Source organism: Streptomyces phaeofaciens, from assembly GCF_014648915.1.
Classification (GTDB): domain Bacteria; phylum Actinomycetota; class Actinomycetes; order Streptomycetales; family Streptomycetaceae; genus Streptomyces; species Streptomyces phaeofaciens.
In genome coordinates this window covers 1-16,869 of the sequence record NZ_BMSA01000031.1, presented here as the reverse complement: position 1 = coordinate 16,869, position 16,869 = coordinate 1, and the positions used below count along the sequence as shown (strand labels likewise).

Here is a 16,869-nt window from a genome sequence, read left to right as displayed (position 1 = left end):
TCGCGATCACGCCCCCGACCTGCGCATACGGCGCGGATCGGGGGCGTTTTCACGGCCTGGGCCCTCTACGGGCGTCAGCCGCACGCGTCGCGGACGCCCGTCGAAGGGAGTGGCACGAAGCAGCTGCCGCAGACCTGTGGGGGTTTCTCGACGCGCCGGCGGCGACGATCGAGGGTGGCCTGACATCTGGGCGCGAGGGCAGGTACACCGCCAGGGCGGTCGAGCCCGGGGTGGCCGCTACGATCGGCCCATGACCTCGTCCCGGGCGGATGCCGCGTAGATCCCCGCGCGCGCTGCGGGCCACCGTGCCCGGCAGGCGGAGCGACGGTGCGGTGAGCACGCTGCTCGTCGGCGCGTGTCCCGGGCCGCCGGTGTGTGCCGGTGTGCACACGTATCTCTTCGTCGACGGCCTCGATGTGGTGGCGCGCAGCGACGGCAGGATGGCCGGGCTCGGTCCGGGGCGGCTGCTCGGGCCGGGCGGACCGCTCTACCCGACGGACAGGCCGCGCACGGTGGAGGTGGCGGCCCAGGAACGGCCCGATCCGGGGCCGGACAGGCTGACCGTACGGATCGGGCTGCGGGGCGGGACCGTCATCTGGTCGGGCCTGATGTACCCGGGCCCCGACGGCGGGCCCGTCGAGGAGGTTCGCTTCCGACTGGAGCAGTACCTGGGCGAGATCGAGCGGGCCTGCGCGGCGGCGCGGGTCCACCCCTGATCGCCGGCGAGCCGGCCGTGGCAGGGGCCCCGGTGCCTGTCGGCGCCGGGGCCCCTCACGTCGTACGTCGTCCTCGGCCGGTTCGGCGTCGGGACGACCTCTTCACTCGCGTCGGTGCCGGGGCGGCAGCATCCTCAGCCGCACTGGCAGGGATTCCCCGACTGGCACCCGCACCCGCACCCCGAGCCGCAGCCGCACGCGCCTATCAGGGTCAGGTTCCTGATCTCGGCGGGCTGCTCGGTCGGGCGTTCCTGGGTGGGGTCGGGCGTGGGAACACTGGGGGACTCGGCCATGGGTTCCTCCCGGAGGCGTAGGGCCTGTGCCCATTGCATGCCCGCTGTGTCGGGCGCATCAACGGCGCACAGTGGCTCACGCGCGCCCCGGGCGGAATCCGGCGCGCGGCCGGGTCCCTCGGGGAGGGTCCCTCAGGCCCCGTCCCCTCCCGGGGCGGGTGCCGGCTGGATGTCGGGCTGGATGTCCGGCTGGAGCTCGTCCGCGTGTTCGCCCGTGACCAGGAACACCACGCGCTTGGCGACCGCCACCGCGTGGTCGGCGAACCGCTCGTAGTAGCGGCCCAGCAGGGTGACGTCGACCGCCGTCTCGATGCCGTGCTTCCAGCGGTCGTCCAGCAGGTGCTGGAAGAGGGCGCGGTGGAGGAGGTCCATCGCGTCGTCGTCCGACTCCAGCTGGAGGGCGAGGTCGACGTCCTTGGTGATGACGACCTCCGCCGCCTTCGCCATCAGGCGCTGCGCGAGCTGGCCCATCTCCAGGATCGTGGCGTGCAGGTCCTGCGGCACCGCGCGGTTCGGGAAGCGCAGCCGCGCCAGCTTCGCCACGTGCTGGGCGAGGTCGCCGGAGCGCTCCAGGTCGGCGGACATCCGCAGCGACGTGACGACGATCCGCAGGTCCGTCGCCACCGGCTGCTGCCGCGCCAGCAGCGCTATCGCCTTCGCCTCGAGGTCGTGCTGGAGCTCGTCGACCTTCTGGTCGGCCTCGATGACGCTTTCGGCCAGCTTCAGATCGGAGTCGAGGATGGCGGTCGTGGCGCGCCCGATCGCCGACCCGACCAGCCGGGCCATCTCGACCAGGCTGTCGCCGATCGAGTCAAGTTCCTCGTGGTACGCGTCCCGCATCAGGCTTCCCTCTCGTACGTGATTCTCGGGGTTCCGGGGGGCCAGAACCGGCCATTCGCCCCGGTCGGACCCGATGCCGACCAGCCGCTGAACCGGTGCTGCGAACCCCACCGTGCCACGGTCCGCCCTGTACGCGTCGGTTTCCGTCACCTCAAATGAACCACCACTGGCTCCAAGGTGAACTCTGGGCGACGAGTGTTCGAGGTCGCACCTCGATGGCTGTGGTCAGGCTGGATCCCGTGCCTAACCTGGACGCATGGACGTGAACGCGGCGGTCGCCGCAGCGGCAGCGATCGCCGGGGTGCTCACCGGTGTCATCGCCATGCTGGCGTTCCGCTGGAGCGAGCGCGACCAGGCTCGGCCCACTCGTACCTCCCTGCACACGGACCCGGTGCTTCCGCCGGGCGTGGACACCGTTCTGTCGGTGCTGCGGTCCTCGGCGGTCGTCCTCGACGAGGCCGACGCCGTGGTCAAGGCCAGCTCGGCGGCGTACGCCCTCGGCCTGGTCAGGGGCGGCAAGCTCGCTGTGGAGCCGATGCTCCAGATGGCTCGCGACACCCGTCGCGACGGCGAGATACGCCAGGTCGAGCTGGATCTCGCCCGGCGGGGCACGGGGCGCGGCGAGGCCCTCGCGGTGTCCGCCAGAGTGGCCCCGCTGGGCTCCCGGCTGGTGCTGCTCCTTGTGGAGGACCTCACCGAGGCCCGCCGGATCGAGGCCGTACGACGTGACTTCGTCGCGAACGTGAGCCATGAGCTGAAGACGCCGGTCGGGGCGCTCTCGCTGCTCTCGGAAGCCGTCATGGACGCCTCCGACGACCCGGAGGCGGTGCAGCGCTTCGCCGGGCGGATGCAGATCGAGGCCACCCGGCTCACCAACCTGGTGCAGGAGCTGATCGACCTCTCCCGGGTCCAGAACGACGACCCGCTGGAGGACGCCGAGCCGGTCGGCGTCGACGAACTCGTCGCCGAGGCCGTCGACCGCTGCCGGCACCAGGCCGGCACCAAGCAGATCACCATGGCCACCAGCGTCGCGGCGTCCGAAGGACCCGAGCAGGCCGGTGGCGGGCGACGGACGGACGGCACCGCCGACCTGAGTGTCTGGGGCCACCGCGGTCAGCTGGCCGCGGCCCTGGGCAACCTGGTGGAGAACGCCGTCAACTACTCACCCGCCCGTACCCGGGTCGGGATAGCCGCCCGCCGGGTGACCGCACCCGGCGGGGACCTGATCGAGATCGCCGTCACCGACCAGGGCATCGGGATCTCCGACAAGGACAAGGAGCGCATCTTCGAGCGCTTCTACCGCGTCGACCCGGCCCGTTCCCGTGCCACCGGCGGTACGGGGCTCGGCCTGGCGATCGTCAAGCACGTGGCCGCCTCGCACGGCGGGGAGGTCACGGTGTGGAGTGCCGAGGGACAGGGCTCCACTTTTACGCTGCGGCTGCCGGAGGCGGGCGCGGCCCGCGACCGCGACCGGGCACAACAGCACCCCGACCTCGACGATGACGAAGAGGACGGGCCGTCCGCCCAGACACCCCCCGAGTCAACCGCGTACCAGACGCTTTCCGCCCCGGAGGTCCTTCCGTGACCCGTGTGCTCGTCGTCGAGGACGAGGAGTCCTTCTCCGACGCCCTGTCGTACATGCTCCGCAAGGAGGGCTTCGAGGTCGCCGTGGCGGCCACCGGGCCCGACGGCCTGGACGAGTTCGAGCGCAACGGCGCCGACCTCGTCCTGCTCGACCTGATGCTGCCGGGGCTGCCCGGCACGGAGGTCTGCCGCCAGCTGCGCGGCCGCTCCAACGTTCCCGTGATCATGGTGACCGCCAAGGACAGCGAGATCGACAAGGTCGTGGGTCTCGAAATAGGAGCCGACGACTACGTCACCAAGCCGTTCTCCTCGCGCGAGCTGGTCGCCCGGATCCGGGCCGTCCTGCGCCGGCGCGGCGAGCCGGAGGAGGTGACCCCGGCGGCCCTGGAGGCCGGCCCGGTGCGCATGGACGTCGACCGGCACGTGGTGACGGTCTCCGGCTCCAAGGTCGACCTCCCCCTGAAGGAGTTCGACCTCCTGGAGATGCTGCTGCGCAACGCCGGCCGTGTGCTGACCCGGATGCAGCTCATCGACCGGGTCTGGGGTGCCGACTACGTCGGCGACACCAAGACCCTCGACGTCCACGTGAAGCGCCTGCGCGCCAAGATCGAGCCGGACCCGGGCGCGCCGCGGTACCTGGTGACGGTGCGGGGCCTCGGATACAAGTTCGAGCCCTGATCGGTGGCGGGCGGTGCGGCGGGCGCGTGACCCGAAGAGGTGACGCGAGTCCGCCGGGCCGGTCCCGCCTGACGCCGGATCGGGCCGTTGCGCCGAGAGGGCGGCACCCCCACCGGGGGGTGCCGCCCTCTCGGCGTGTGCGGTGCGGGGTCACTGGCCCGCGGGCGACTCCGTGGACGTGTTCGCCGTGCCGGTGGCCGTGCCTGTGGCCGTGGCCGTGGCGGTGTCCGTCGGGGTCGCCGCGCCGGACTCGCCCGCCTGCGGGGTCCCGGAGGCCCCGGCGGTCGCGCTCTGGGACGGCGTGATCTCCGGGGCGCTCGGGATGTCGCTCGGGCCCCAGTCGGAGAAGTAGCTCTTGGCGGGGACGACGAAGGCCTGAAGGGCCACCGCGCCGGTCTCGCTCAGGGTGAAGGTGGTCTTCTGGACGTTGCCGTCGAGGGGGTCCTCCTCGGAGCCGCCCTCCAGGACGGCGGAGGCGTTGCCCTCGCCGCCGATGACGACGGAGCCGCCGGCCGGGACGGTCAGCTTGTTCTCGCCCTCGGCGGGCGAGATCTTCGCGGTGCCGAGGCCCTCGACCTCGATCGAGTCCACCGTCTGGTCGTTGTCGCCGCTGTTGAAGACGGTCGCGGAGACGGCGATGGGGCCGCTGCTCTCGGGCGCGGGCTGGGTGATGACCACCGCGTTCTGGATCTTGATGACCCCGACGCTGGTGGCGGCGTTGTCCGGCTTGATCTCCAAGGTCTGGCTGTTGTTGCCGGCGCCGCAGGCGGCGAGCGTGGCGATCGAGAACGCGAGGGCGGATGCGGCGAGGGCGCCGCGTCGAAGGCTGCTGCTCACGGCGGCGGCATCTCCTTGAACGCACAGGGGCAGCTCACCTGGTGATAAAGCCGCCCTAAGGGTCTGTCAGCGGCCTTAGGTTACCGAGCCGTTCCCACGCGGCCGCACCCGACCCGCCTCTAGAGCGTTCCGCGCCCTCGGGCGTGCCGTCCTCTCCCTCCTTCCGGACTCGTCATGGCACCAACAAGCGACCCGTCGGTCACCCGCGATTCACCACCGCTCTTCCCGCCCGTCTTCCCCGCCCTGTCTTCCCCGTCTCTCAGGTCTCCTCCGCCGTCTCCTCTGCCGTCTCGTCTTCCCCTGTTCCTTGCTCGTCGGTCATTCGGATAACCGCCGCCGACGTCCGCCGGAGGATTTTCCGTGAAGGAATGCGCGGCCGTACCGGGAATTGATCACGAGGTCGGACGAACGGCCGAAGATCAATTCCGGAAACGATCGGTATCCGGCCAGGGGTACCGAACGGAGTAGCGGAAGTCGCACACATGGAAGCGGACATATGCGGATGTTCGGCCGTTCGGATCCGGCTCCGGATGCGTGTAACGTACGCGTTTCACCCCCCTCGGAGAGGCGCTCCGACCTGCGAATACCTGCTTCCGTGAGCCGTCCGAAGCACGTTCCTGTTGCAGTTGTCAAGCCCCGAGATATGCCCTGACCTGCGAAAACGCCATTCAGGAACCGCAGTTTCCGTGTTACCCTGGATAGCCACGGAAGGGGTACCTGTCACATGACGTTCAAGGTTGGCGACACCGTGGTCTATCCCCATCACGGGGCCGCGCTGATCGAGGCCATCGAAACTCGCCAGATCAAAGGCGTGGACAAGACCTACTTGGTGCTGAAGGTCGCCCAGGGTGACCTGACGGTACGTGTGCCAGCGGACAATGCGGAGTTCGTCGGCGTGCGTGATGTGGTCGGTCAGGACGGGCTGGACCGGGTCTTCGAGGTGCTGCGTGCGCCGTACGCCGAGGAGCCCACGAACTGGTCGCGTCGCTACAAGGCAAATCTGGAGAAGCTCGCCTCCGGCGATGTCATCAAGGTCGCGGAAGTCGTGCGTGACCTGTGGCGTCGTGAGCGCGAGCGCGGACTCTCCGCCGGTGAGAAGCGCATGCTCGCCAAGGCTCGCCAGATCCTGGTGAGCGAGCTCGCTCTCGCGGAGAACACCAACGAGGACAAGGCCGAGGCCCTGCTCGACGAGGTGCTCGCGTCCTGACGCCGGCACACGCCGACTTCAGCACTGAAGAACACTGAAATGCCGCGGTGCCCGATGACGTATTCCCGTCGCCGGGCGCTGCGGCATGTTCGCGTTCTCCTGCCGCACACCCGTCGGACACCCTCGGACGTCCATTCTGGACATCTATCTGGACATCCATTCTCGGACATCCGTCATCGGACGATCTCGGGGAAACCCCCGATACTTGGCGTGCCGGGCCCGGGCAGCTGGCTCGACCGGCACGTCACGGAAGGGTCCGGTCAAGGCGTCGCGCCCGGCACGCTGTGTCCGTACCCAACATGGCCGAGCACACAAACCTGACAGGAACCGATGTCTGACGATTCGCTTCCCTCGCCCGCGCCCGCCCGTACGGCCGCGGTGATTCCGGCCGCCGGCCGGGGTGTACGCCTCGGCCCGGGCGCCCCCAAGGCGCTCCGCGCGCTGAACGGCACGCCCATGCTGATCCACGCGGTCCGCGCCCTCGCCGCCTCCCGCGCCGTCTCCCTGGTGGTCGTCGTGGCCCCGCCGGACGGCGCCGCCGAGGTCAAGTCGCTGCTCGATGCGCACGCGCTGCCCGACCGCACCGACTTCCTCGTGGTGCCCGGCGGCGACACCCGCCAGGAGTCCGTGAAGCTGGGCCTGGACGCCCTGCCGCCGGACCACGACATCGTCCTCGTCCACGACGCCGCCCGGCCGCTGGTGCCCGTGGACACCGTGGACGCCGTCATCGAGGCCGTCCGCGACGGCGCCCCCGCCGTCGTCCCGGCGCTGCCGCTCGCCGACACCGTCAAGGAGGTCGAACCGGCCGCGACGCCCGGCGACCCCGAGCCGGTCGTTGCCACCCCGGTGCGCGCCCGGCTGCGCGCCGTACAGACCCCGCAGGGCTTCGACCGCGCCACGCTCGTGCGTGCCCACGAGACGGTCACCGAGGACGTCACCGACGACGCGAGCATGGTCGAGCAGCTCGGCCTGACCGTCGTCGTCGTTCCCGGCCACGAGGAGGCCTTCAAGGTCACCCGGCCCCTGGACCTCGTCCTCGCGGAGGCGGTCCTGGCGCGCAGGAGGCTCAACGATGGCTTCTGAGACGCCCCCGGTCCTGCCCCGGGTCGGCATCGGCACCGACATCCACGCCTTCGAGGAGGGCCGCGAGCTGTGGTGCGCGGGCCTGAAATGGGAGGGCGAGGGTCCGGGCCTGGCCGGCCACAGCGACGCGGACGTCGTCGCGCACGCCGCGTGCAACGCGCTGTTCTCCGCCGCCGGACTGGGTGACCTGGGCCGCCACTTCGGCACCGGGCGCCCCGAGTGGTCCGGCGCCTCCGGGATCACCCTGCTCACCGAGGCCGCCCGGATCGTCCGAGCGGCGGGTTTCGTCATCGGGAACGTCGCCGTGCAGGTCGTGGGCCCGCGGCCGAAGATCGGCAAGCGGCGCGAGGAAGCGGAGAAGATCCTCTCCGAGGCCGCGGGCGCACCCGTGTCGGTGTCGGGGGCGACGACGGACGGGCTGGGATTCCCGGGGCGCGACGAGGGACTGATGGCCGTGGCGACCGCGCTGGTGGCCCGAACGACCTGAGGCGCCCGCCCCGGGAGCGCGCGGGACGGAGAGGGGCGCGAGGAACGCCGAGGGGCGCGCGGGACGGTGAGCCCGACGCCCACCGGCCCGCCGGCCGGAACGAGCGAGTCACCTCACGTTGTAATTCAGCCCCTCGCGCCCACTACCCTGGAGTGGTGACCATTCGCCTGTACGACACCAGCGCCCGGCAGATCCGTGACTTCACCCCGCTCCAGCAGGGTTGTGTCTCGATCTACCTGTGTGGTGCCACCGTGCAGGCGGCCCCGCACATCGGGCACATCCGCTCCGGCCTGAACTTCGACATCATGCGCCGCTGGTTCGACCACCGCGGCTACGACGTCACGTTCATCCGCAACGTCACCGACATCGACGACAAGATCATCGCCAAGTCGCACGACCAGGGCCGCCCCTGGTGGTCCATCGGCTACGAGAACGAGCGGGCGTTCAACGACGGCTACCAGGCCCTCGGTTGCCTCCCGCCCACCTACGAGCCGCGCGCCACCGGGCACGTCCCCGAGATGATCGAGATGATGCGCGGCCTGATCGAGCGCGGTCACGCCTACGAGGCCGACGGCAACGTCTACTTCGACGTGCGCTCCTTCCCGGGCTACCTGGAGCTGTCCAACCAGGACCTCGACGACCTGCGCCAGCCGTCGGGCGACGGCGAGACCGGCAAGCGCGACCAGCGTGACTTCGCGCTGTGGAAGTCCGTCAAGCCGGGCGAGCCGAGCTGGGAGACCCCCTGGGGCCGCGGCCGTCCCGGCTGGCACCTGGAGTGCTCGGCGATGGCGCACAAGTACCTGGGCCCCGCCTTCGACATCCACGGCGGCGGCCTCGACCTGATCTTCCCGCACCACGAGAACGAGATCGCCCAGGCCAAGGCCTACGGCGACGAGTTCGCCCGGTACTGGGTGCACAACGCCTGGGTCACCATGGCCGGCGAGAAGATGTCGAAGTCGCTCGGCAACAGCGTCCTCGTCTCCGAGATGGTCAAGCAGTGGCGGCCGATCGTGCTGCGCTACTACCTCGGCACCCCGCACTACCGCTCGATGATCGAGTACAGCGAGGAGTCGCTGCGCGAGGCCGAGTCGGCGTTCGCACGGATCGAGGGCTTCGTGCAGCGCGTGATCGAGCTGGCCGGGGGTGTTGTCGAGCCCGCCGCCGAGGTGCCGCCGGCCTTCGCCGAGGCGATGGACGACGACCTGGGCGTCCCGCAGGCGCTCGCCGTCGTGCACACCACCGTCCGGCAGGGCAACTCCGCCCTCGCCGCCGACGACAAGGAAGCCGCGGTGGCCCGCCTCGCCGAGGTGCGCGCCATGCTCGCGGTCCTCGGACTCGACCCCCTCGACCCGCACTGGGCCGGGGAGAGCGACCGGGGCGAGGATCTGCACGGCGTGGTCGACAGCCTCGTACGCCTGGTCCTGGACCAGCGGGAGGCGGCCCGGGGCCGGAAGGACTGGGCGACCGCGGACGCCATCCGCGACCAGCTCAACCAGTCCGGGCTGACCATCGAGGACGGCCCGCAGGGGCCGCGCTGGTCGCTCGGGTCCCGATAGTCCCGTTCTTGATCGATTGTGCCGCCCGGCTGTCCGGGCGGCACACTGCATATACGTACGCACGCACGCTTCACACAGACAGGTAGGTCATGGCAGCCAACAACCGCCGCATGTCCGGCAAGAAGGGCGCGCAGGTCGGCAGTGGCGGCCAGCGGCGCCGAGGCCTGGAGGGCAAGGGTCCGACCCCGCCCGCCGAGATGCGCAAGGGGCACAAGAAGAACCGCATCGCCGGCGCCAAGGCCAAGCAGATCCAGCGCCGTCCGGTGAGCCGCGGCCGGGGCGGCAAGGGCACGTCCGAGCTGGTCGTCGGCCGTAACCCGGTCGTCGAGGCGCTGCGCGAAGGCGTGCCCGCCTCGACGCTCTACGTCCAGCAGTTCATCGACAACGACGAGCGGGTGCGCGAGGCGCTCCAGCTCGCGGCCGAGCGCGGCGGCATCAACCTCATGGAGGCCCCGCGTCCCGAGCTGGACCGGATGACCAACGGCCTCAACCACCAGGGGCTCGTGCTCCAGGTCCCGCCGTACGAGTACGCCCACCCCGAGGAGCTCGCCGACGCGGCCTACGACCAGGGCCAGGACCCGCTGATCGTCGCCCTCGACGGGGTGACCGACCCGCGCAACCTGGGTGCCGTGGTCCGGTCCGTCTCGGCGTTCGGCGGTCACGGTGTCCTCGTCCCCGAGCGGCGCGCGGCCGGCATGACCGCCGGTGCCTGGAAGACCTCGGCCGGTGCGGCGGCCCGTACGCCCGTCGCCCGGGCCACGAACCTCACCCGCGCCCTGGAGGCGTACAAGAAGTCCGGGATCGCGATCGTCGGTCTGGCCGCCGACGGCGAGGCCGAGATCGGTGAGCTGGCGGCCCTGGACGGCCCCGTCGTCATCGTCGTCGGCAGCGAGGGCAAGGGTCTGTCCCGGCTCGTCGGCGAGACCTGCGACTTCCGGGTGCGGATCCCGATGCCGGGCGGCACGGAATCGCTCAACGCCGGTGTGGCGGCGGGCATCGTGCTGTACGAGGCGGCTCGGCGCAGGGCCTGACCCGACCGCCCGGCGCGGGGCTCGAAAGTGGTCCGGCGGGGGTGAACGAGCATCCGCGAGTTCACCCCGACGGGTCAATTCGGGCGGGTGGCGCAACCTTGACGCGGTCCGGACAGATCCGGCGGGTCAAAGCAGTGTCCTAAACACACGTCACTCGGTTAGATGAGTGTGGACACCAGAACACCCCGCACACCCACGGGGGACCGCTCGTCGGGATTCGACGACGCTCCCGCGCTGAGCATGGTGAAGGTGCCGAGCGATCCGGCGCAGATCATCGTCACTCACGCGAGCTTCCGCGTGCAGCTGGGCGCGTCGACGCGGCGTAACCAATCCCCGCGGATCGCCCGGCACACGAGCGCCATCGAGGACACCACGCGCATGCCCGTCGTCGGGGCGGCGGCAAGAGCGGGCGCCACCGCCGGTGCCCGCCGCCGGCCCGTCGTCTGGAGCGGCCAGACCGCCCCGGACGACACCGGCGCCCACCGACTGCTCCAGGCCGTGCGGGCAGGCAGCGTCGGCCACGGCGAACCGCCGACGGCCGACGCCGGAGCCACCCAGGTCATCCCCCGCGTCGACGTCGGACACTACGACGGCGACCTCTCCGCGCAGACCCTCGAGACCCCGATCGTCGGAGCCCAGCGCGCACCCGCGGCCGGCGAACACCGGCTGCTGCCGCAGATGCGCACGGTCGGCAGCGCCTACGACGAACCGGCCTACGACGACGCCCAGTTCGAGGACTTCGGGGAGCCGGTCGCCACCGAGCCCGCCCCGCGCGGCAGGCGGCACGCCGACGACGACGCCCGGCACGCCTACTTCCCCGGCCGCCGGATGAACCTCGGCGTGGTCCTGCTCCCGCTGCGCGTCCTCCTCGGCTTCATCTCCGTCTACGCCGGCATGGGCAAGCTGTGCGACCCCGTCTACTTCGACGGCGGCAAGCGCGGCTCCATGGTGAAGTGGCTCGACACCCTGCACCCCTGGGAAGTCGCCGAGCCGCTGCGGCAGTTCGCCCTGCACCACCCGGTCGGCTCCGGGCTCGTCATCGCCTTCCTCCAGGTCGTCGTCGGCGTCCTGACGGTCCTGGGCTGCTGGCAGCGGGTCGCGGCGAGCATGGGCGCGCTGCTCTCCGCCGCGTTCATCGTGACCGTCAGCTGGAAGACCGTCCCCGTCTACGAGACCCCCGACATCATCTACCTCGCCGCCTGGTCGCCGCTGATCATCGCCGGCGCGCCCGTCTACTCCATCGACGGCCGGCTCGCGGCGGGCGCCTGGCGACGCCTCGGCCCCCGCTCCGACCTGTGGGAGCTGCGCCAGTACGTGCTGCGCCGCGGCGCGCTCGTCACCGCGATCGTCGTCGGTCTGACACTGCTGACCGGCTCCCTGCTCGGCGGCGCCGTGCGGGACGCCGACCGGGTGGTCGTGCCCGGTCCGGGCGAGGCCCCGCGCAACGAGCTCCCCGGCACGCCGCTGCCGGAGAAGTCCGGCACCCGTAAGGCGAGCGGCAGCCCCGCCGCGTCCACCTCGCCGACCCAGGGCGCGACCTCGGCCGCGCCGACGGCCGGCACCGACAGCGCGCCCGCCGCCACCGACAGCGGGAGCGCCTCCACCGGCGCGCCCAGCCAGACCCAGGGCACGGCGGGCCAGGCCCCGCCCCAGCAGTCCTCCCCGGTGGAGCAGGCCCCGAGCACCAGCTCGGGTCCGGCGGCCGGCGGTTCGGCCGGCGCGGGGGGCGCGACGAACGGTTCGGACGGCGGGTCGTCCTCGTCGTCCGGCCAGCCGGGCCTGGTGGGCGGTCTGCTCGGGTAGCGACCCGGCCCGTACGTCGTACGCCTGACGACGAGGGGGTGCCGCGCGCCGGAAAGCGCGCGGCACCCCCTCGTGCCGTGCCGTGCCGTGCCGTGCCGTGCCGTGCCGGGCTCAGCGGCCCAGGGCGGCCAGTTCCTTCGCTGCCTCGGTGAGGTCCTTCGCCGTGTCGATGGCGCGCCAGTAGGCACCCTGCGGGATGGGGAACCCGGCGAGCCGCCGCTCGCGGGCCAGGTGCGGGAACGTGGTCCGCTCGTGGTCCCCGCGCTCGGGGAGCAGCCCGGCGAACTCGGGCGAGAAGACGTAGACGCCCGCGTTGATCTCGTACGTCGTCGGCGGGGCCTCGATGAAGTCCGTGATGTGGCCGAAGCCGTCCGTCTGCACGGCGCCCCAGGGGATACGGGGCCGGGCGAGGGCGAGGGTGGCCACGGCGTCGCGCTCGGTGTGGAAGTCGGCCATCTCGCGCAGCGAGAAGCGGGTCCAGATGTCGCCGTTGGTGGCGTACCAGGGGCGGTCCGGGTGGGGCAGGTGGGCGGCCGCGTACCTCAGGCCGCCGCCGCGGCCGAGGGGCTCGGTCTCCACGACCGTGGTGACCTTCACGGACAGGTCGGCGGAGTTCAGCCAGTCCTGGAGGACCTCGGCGAGGTGGCCGCAGGAGACGACGACGTCCGTGACGCCCTCCTCGGCGAGCCAGCCGAGCTGGTGCCCGATGATCGGCATGCCCGTGCCGGGGATCTCCACCATCGGCTTGGGCCGGTCATCGGTGTACGGCCGCAACCGCGACCCCTGGCCCCCGGCGAGGACGACGGCTTGCGTGGGACGGGAGGCGGCGTGCGGGTGAGTCATGGCGGCACTGTACGCGCCGCGGGTTTGGGGGCGGGGGGTCGGTCCGGGTCTGGGGTGGGTGTGGGCGAGGGGTGGGTGGCCGGTGGTGCTCCCGGTGGCCGGCTGAGGCTGCTGCGGGCTTGGGGGTGCCGCTGTGCCCGTCGTCCCGTATGCCCGGGTGCTCGGGGCGTGCCGGTCGGCTCAGGGGCGCCGTGCCGCCCGGCCGGGTGGCACGGCGCCGCGGGGATCGGGGGCTGTGGCCCCGGGCCGGTCGGACCGTCGGCTCAGCTGTGGGCCATCAGGACGCCGGAGGCGAAGGCCGTGTCGCAGACCGGGCGGGAGTAGGACTGGGCGCGCGAGGGGCCGTAGGCGCGGACCGCCGCCCGGCCCAGGGCGCGGGCGATGGAGGCGCAGTGCTTCGCCAGCGACGGCTTGCCGTTCACCGCGGCCTGGAGGTGGGTCAGGGCGACGCCCGGATCCTTCTCCTGGAGCTCGGTGAGCAGCTGGTCGCGCAGGACGTCCTGCGGGGCCTTGGCGGCTTCGTGGGCGGTGCGGTGCGCGGTGGAGACGTCGGAGGCGGTGAGCACCGAGTCCGAGGGGTCCCCCGACCAGTTGACCCGGGTGACCGCGAGGGTCCCCGAGAGCACCATGACGACGGGCAGGACGAGGGCGAGCGAGCGGCCGATCTGGCGGGCTGGGCCGCCCCGGCCGCGTCGCATGCGCTGGGTGGTGGAGTGGTTCGCGGAGTGCTTCACGCGTGTGAGGGTAGCGCCCGGTAATCAATCGGCGACGTTTGGTCACCCGGACGGGGGATGAACTGGTGGGCCTTTTTGGGTAAGGCGTTGACGGGCATTGGCCCGAACGGGTGGAAACGTGGTTTATGCCGGGGTGTCCGAGAGCAGCGAGAAGGGCCCCGCAGCAACCTGCGGGGCCCTTCTCGTCAACCGTCGGATCCGACCGGTCAGTCGGACAGGCGCGCGCCCGTCGACGTGGAGAACACGTGGGTCTCGCCGCCGCGCGGGACGACGTGCAGCGTGCTGCCCTTCTCCGGGACGTCACGGCCGCCGACGCGGACCACGAGGTCCTTCGTCTCGCTGCCGACCTGGGCGGTGCCGTAGACGAACGCGTCCGAGCCGAGCTCCTCGACCACGTTCACGGTGACCGCGAGGCCCGTGTCGGAGTCGGTGGTCACGTCGAAGTGTTCGGGGCGGACGCCCACGGTGACCGTCTTGTCGGTGGCGGCGGAGAGCGCGTCACGCTCCACCGGCACGACCGAGTTGCCGAACTTCACGCCGCCGTCGGCGATCGGCACCTCGACGAGGTTCATCGCCGGGGAGCCGATGAAGCCGGCCACGAAGAGGTTGGCGGGCTTGTCGTACATGTTGCGCGGGGTGTCGACCTGCTGGAGCAGACCGTCCTTGAGGACCGCCACCCGGTCGCCCATGGTCAGGGCCTCGACCTGGTCGTGGGTGACGTAGACCGTGGTGATGCCGAGACGGCGCTGGAGGGACGCGATCTGCGTACGGGTCGACACGCGGAGCTTGGCGTCGAGGTTCGACAGCGGCTCGTCCATGAGGAAGACCTGCGGCTCACGCACGATGGCGCGGCCCATCGCGACACGCTGGCGCTGGCCACCGGAGAGGGCCTTCGGCTTGCGGTCCAGGTACTCGGTGAGGTCGAGGATCTTCGCGGCCTCCTCGACCTTCTGCCGGATCTCCGCCTTGTTGACGCCGGCGATCTTGAGCGCGAAGCCCATGTTGTCGGCGACCGACATGTGCGGGTAGAGCGCGTAGTTCTGGAACACCATGGCGATGTCCCGGTCCTTCGGCGGCAGGTGGGTGACGTCGCGGTCGCCGATGCGGATCGCACCGCCGTTGACGTCCTCGAGCCCCGCGAGCATCCGGAGCGAGGTGGACTTGCCGCAGCCGGACGGGCCGACCAGGACGAGGAACTCGCCGTCCGCGATGTCGATCTCAAGGGCGTCGACGGCGGGCTTCGTGGAACCCGGGTAGATCCGGGTCGCCTTGTCGAACGTGACAGTGGCCATGGTGATGGGCCCCCTTCTACCGGCAGGAACGTGCCGGACGATCCGTTGTAGGAAGGTGGTTGGTGTAGTCCACACGAGTGAACTGGCCGAGACGCTACCTGCCGTCCGCCCGATCTGTCAGTACCCGGCGGCATGTGAACTTCGCGGAAATTTTCGACAGGCCGCCTCGGCGACCTGGGTACACTGCACGGGCGCGTACGTGACACGCACGCGCACGCCCCCTTAGCTCAGCTGGTAGAGCACCGCTCTTGTAAAGCGAAGGTCGTCGGTTCGAGTCCGACAGGGGGCTCTGAGATTGACCTGCGAGAACGCCCCCGCGATCTTGGGCCGTGGGGGCGTTGACGGCAGTCCTTGACGGCAGTCCCGCTCAGCGGCGTCGCTTGAGCAGGCGATCCATGTGGCCCATGGCCTCCCGCCGGTGGTCGTCGCTCACGTGCGTGTAGACGTTCATGGTCACCGCGATCTGCGAGTGGCCCAGGATCTCCATCACAGTGCGGGGCGCGACGCCGGCCGCGAAGAGCAGGGACGCGCACCCGTGGCGGGTGTCGTGCAGCCGGACCTGTGGCAGCTTGGCCGCTTCCGAGATCCGCAGGAACGACCGGTAGAGGTTGCGGGGCTCGATCGGCCGGCCGCTGCGGGTCGTGAACACGTGATCGCTCTCGTGCCAGTCCGCGCCGACCGCTGCCCGTTGCTCCGCCTGGCGCATGCGCTGCCACCGGAGCGGCGCCACGCACATCAGCGGGACGGGGATCACCCGCGACCGCCGGTTCTTGGTCGTGTCGAGGTACAGCTCCCTCCCACCGCGGTTGAGCGTGGTCCGGACCGTGAGGGCGCGCCGGTCGAGGTCGACGTCCCGCCACTGCAACCCGAGAATCTCTCCGCGCCGCAGACCGAGGGCGACGGCGAGGACGAACGCGGTGTAGAGCGGATCGGTCCGGGCGGCCTCGAGGAACGTCAGGGTCTCGTCCAGCGACCAGGGGCGCAGTTCCCGCGGCTCGACTCGGGGCGCGGGCACCAGCTGGACGACGTTGCGGCTGATCAGTTCCTCACGGCACGCGGCGGCGATGGCCGTACGGAGCACGCGGTGCGCTTCCTTGGCGGTCGCGGCCGACGACTGTGCGGTGACCTTGGAGATCATCTGTCGCACGTTCGCCGTGGTGAGCGACTCCAGCCGACGACTGCCCAGCAGGGGCACGAGGTAGAGCCGGACGTGCATTTCGTACTTCACGTACGTCGTCCGCTTCCGGTGGGGTCGGATGTACTCCTCCAGCCAGTACGGCAGCCACTCCGAAAGCTTCGCCGACCGGGAGGGCGTCGGGATGCCCTGACGGTCGCGGCGCACGAGTTCCTGCCGCTTCTCGTCGCACTCCTCCCAGGTGGCGCCGTAGACCGTCTTGCGCTTGCGGGTGCCGTCAGGCTGCGGGACGTAGGCGCGCCCTTCGAAACGTCCGTCCTTGCGCTGCCAAATGCTGCCGGCGCCGTTCGGGTTCCTCTTGCGGGGGGCCATCAGGCTGCGTTCTCCTCAAGTCGGTTCTGCATGTACTCGTTGACGGCCTCCGCCGGGATGCGGCGGGCACGGCCGGATGTGTAGCTCGGGAGTTCCTTGGAGCGGATCAGGTCGTAGACCTTGCTGCGGCTGAGGCGCAGGGCGGTCATGACTTCGGGGACCTTGAGCGCTTGGGCGGGTGGGGGCACGGCGCTGCTCACGCGAGATCTCCTCGGGTGCGGGGTGGTCTGTGCTGTCCGAAGCTTGGATTTCTGCGTCATCGCGTCACCTGCGTCAATCAGGCTTCTGACCTGCGGGTTTCGGTGACGCAGCGGTGCGGGCCCTGCGTCACCGATGACACGGGCGCTCGTCACGGGGTGACGCTGATGACGCGGGATG

General features: G+C 71.2%; 16 protein-coding genes and 1 tRNA gene. 10 read left to right on the top strand and 7 right to left on the bottom strand.

The genetic code is table 11. The features are described 5' to 3' along the window. The first annotated feature begins 332 nt into the window (after positions 1-332). Positions 333-716 carry a hypothetical protein gene (locus IE275_RS37155; protein ID WP_229871006.1) on the top strand — a complete coding sequence of 128 codons (384 nt, stop codon included), beginning with the start codon at positions 333-335 and terminating at the stop codon, positions 714-716. A gap of 425 nt (positions 717-1,141) precedes the next feature. Here IE275_RS37155 and phoU read toward each other — a convergent pair whose 3' ends face one another. Continuing rightward, positions 1,142-1,849: a phosphate signaling complex protein PhoU gene (gene phoU / locus IE275_RS37150; protein ID WP_189717075.1), complete on the bottom strand. Its 708-nt coding sequence runs from the start codon at positions 1,847-1,849 to the stop codon at positions 1,142-1,144. A gap of 256 nt (positions 1,850-2,105) precedes the next feature. Between phoU and phoR the strand changes: the two genes are divergently transcribed. Then, entirely contained in the window at positions 2,106-3,434 is a 1,329-nt protein-coding gene (gene phoR, locus IE275_RS37145) for a two-component system sensor histidine kinase PhoR (protein WP_189717074.1), read from the top strand. 5 nt (positions 3,435-3,439) lie between these two features. Next, complete coding sequence (gene phoP, locus IE275_RS37140) at positions 3,440-4,111, top strand: two-component system response regulator PhoP (protein ID WP_018568744.1); 672 nt, start codon at positions 3,440-3,442, stop codon at positions 4,109-4,111. 150 nt (positions 4,112-4,261) lie between these two features. On the opposite strand, the gene IE275_RS37135 is transcribed toward phoP, so the two are convergent. Next, positions 4,262-4,948, bottom strand: coding sequence for a DUF461 domain-containing protein (locus IE275_RS37135; RefSeq protein ID WP_189717073.1), 687 nt, complete (start codon positions 4,946-4,948; stop codon positions 4,262-4,264). 724 nt (positions 4,949-5,672) lie between these two features. Here IE275_RS37135 and IE275_RS37130 point away from each other — a divergent pair. The 6 genes from IE275_RS37130 to IE275_RS37105 all read left to right on the top strand — a co-directional run bounded on the left by IE275_RS37130 (position 5,673) and on the right by IE275_RS37105 (position 12,115). Beyond that, positions 5,673-6,155 (top strand): CarD family transcriptional regulator, encoded by a 483-nt coding sequence (locus tag IE275_RS37130; RefSeq protein WP_003953493.1) that lies wholly within the window; start codon positions 5,673-5,675, stop codon positions 6,153-6,155. 330 nt (positions 6,156-6,485) lie between these two features. Then, a complete protein-coding gene (ispD, locus tag IE275_RS37125) occupies positions 6,486-7,238 on the top strand; it encodes a 2-C-methyl-D-erythritol 4-phosphate cytidylyltransferase (protein ID WP_189717072.1) in 753 nt (250 codons plus the stop codon). After that, positions 7,228-7,725: a 2-C-methyl-D-erythritol 2,4-cyclodiphosphate synthase gene (gene ispF / locus IE275_RS37120; RefSeq protein ID WP_189717071.1), complete on the top strand. Its 498-nt coding sequence runs from the start codon at positions 7,228-7,230 to the stop codon at positions 7,723-7,725. Before ispD ends, ispF begins: the two co-directional genes overlap by 11 nt. A gap of 155 nt (positions 7,726-7,880) precedes the next feature. Beyond that, complete coding sequence (gene cysS, locus IE275_RS37115) at positions 7,881-9,281, top strand: cysteine--tRNA ligase (protein WP_189717070.1); 1,401 nt, start codon at positions 7,881-7,883, stop codon at positions 9,279-9,281. Positions 9,282-9,370: 89 nt separating this feature from the next. Continuing rightward, positions 9,371-10,312, top strand: coding sequence for a 23S rRNA (guanosine(2251)-2'-O)-methyltransferase RlmB (gene rlmB / locus IE275_RS37110; RefSeq protein ID WP_189717069.1), 942 nt, complete (start codon positions 9,371-9,373; stop codon positions 10,310-10,312). A 162-nt stretch (positions 10,313-10,474) separates the two neighbouring features. Next, positions 10,475-12,115, top strand: a complete 1,641-nt coding sequence (locus IE275_RS37105) for a DoxX family membrane protein (RefSeq protein ID WP_189717068.1) — start codon at positions 10,475-10,477, stop codon at positions 12,113-12,115. A gap of 111 nt (positions 12,116-12,226) precedes the next feature. On the opposite strand, the gene IE275_RS37100 is transcribed toward IE275_RS37105, so the two are convergent. From IE275_RS37100 to IE275_RS37090, 3 genes are all read right to left on the bottom strand, one after another. Then, on the bottom strand, positions 12,227-12,958 hold the full coding sequence (locus tag IE275_RS37100; RefSeq protein WP_189717067.1) for a nucleotidyltransferase family protein: 732 nt from the start codon (positions 12,956-12,958) through the stop codon (positions 12,227-12,229). Between the two features lie 263 nt (positions 12,959-13,221). After that, positions 13,222-13,656, bottom strand: a complete 435-nt coding sequence (locus tag IE275_RS37095) for a hypothetical protein (RefSeq protein ID WP_189717160.1) — start codon at positions 13,654-13,656, stop codon at positions 13,222-13,224. 242 nt (positions 13,657-13,898) lie between these two features. Beyond that, positions 13,899-14,984, bottom strand: coding sequence for an ABC transporter ATP-binding protein (locus IE275_RS37090; protein WP_189717066.1), 1,086 nt, complete (start codon positions 14,982-14,984; stop codon positions 13,899-13,901). 216 nt (positions 14,985-15,200) lie between these two features. Here IE275_RS37090 and IE275_RS37085 point away from each other — a divergent pair. After that, a tRNA-Thr gene (locus IE275_RS37085) sits at positions 15,201-15,273 on the top strand. Between the two features lie 78 nt (positions 15,274-15,351). Here the strand turns inward: IE275_RS37085 and IE275_RS37080 are convergent. Both IE275_RS37080 and IE275_RS37075 read right to left on the bottom strand, forming a co-directional pair. Beyond that, complete coding sequence (locus tag IE275_RS37080) at positions 15,352-16,491, bottom strand: site-specific integrase (RefSeq protein ID WP_189717065.1); 1,140 nt, start codon at positions 16,489-16,491, stop codon at positions 15,352-15,354. Beyond that, positions 16,491-16,691, bottom strand: a complete 201-nt coding sequence (locus IE275_RS37075) for a helix-turn-helix domain-containing protein (protein ID WP_189717064.1) — start codon at positions 16,689-16,691, stop codon at positions 16,491-16,493. Before IE275_RS37075 ends, IE275_RS37080 begins: the two co-directional genes overlap by 1 nt. Positions 16,692-16,869 lie beyond the last annotated feature (178 nt).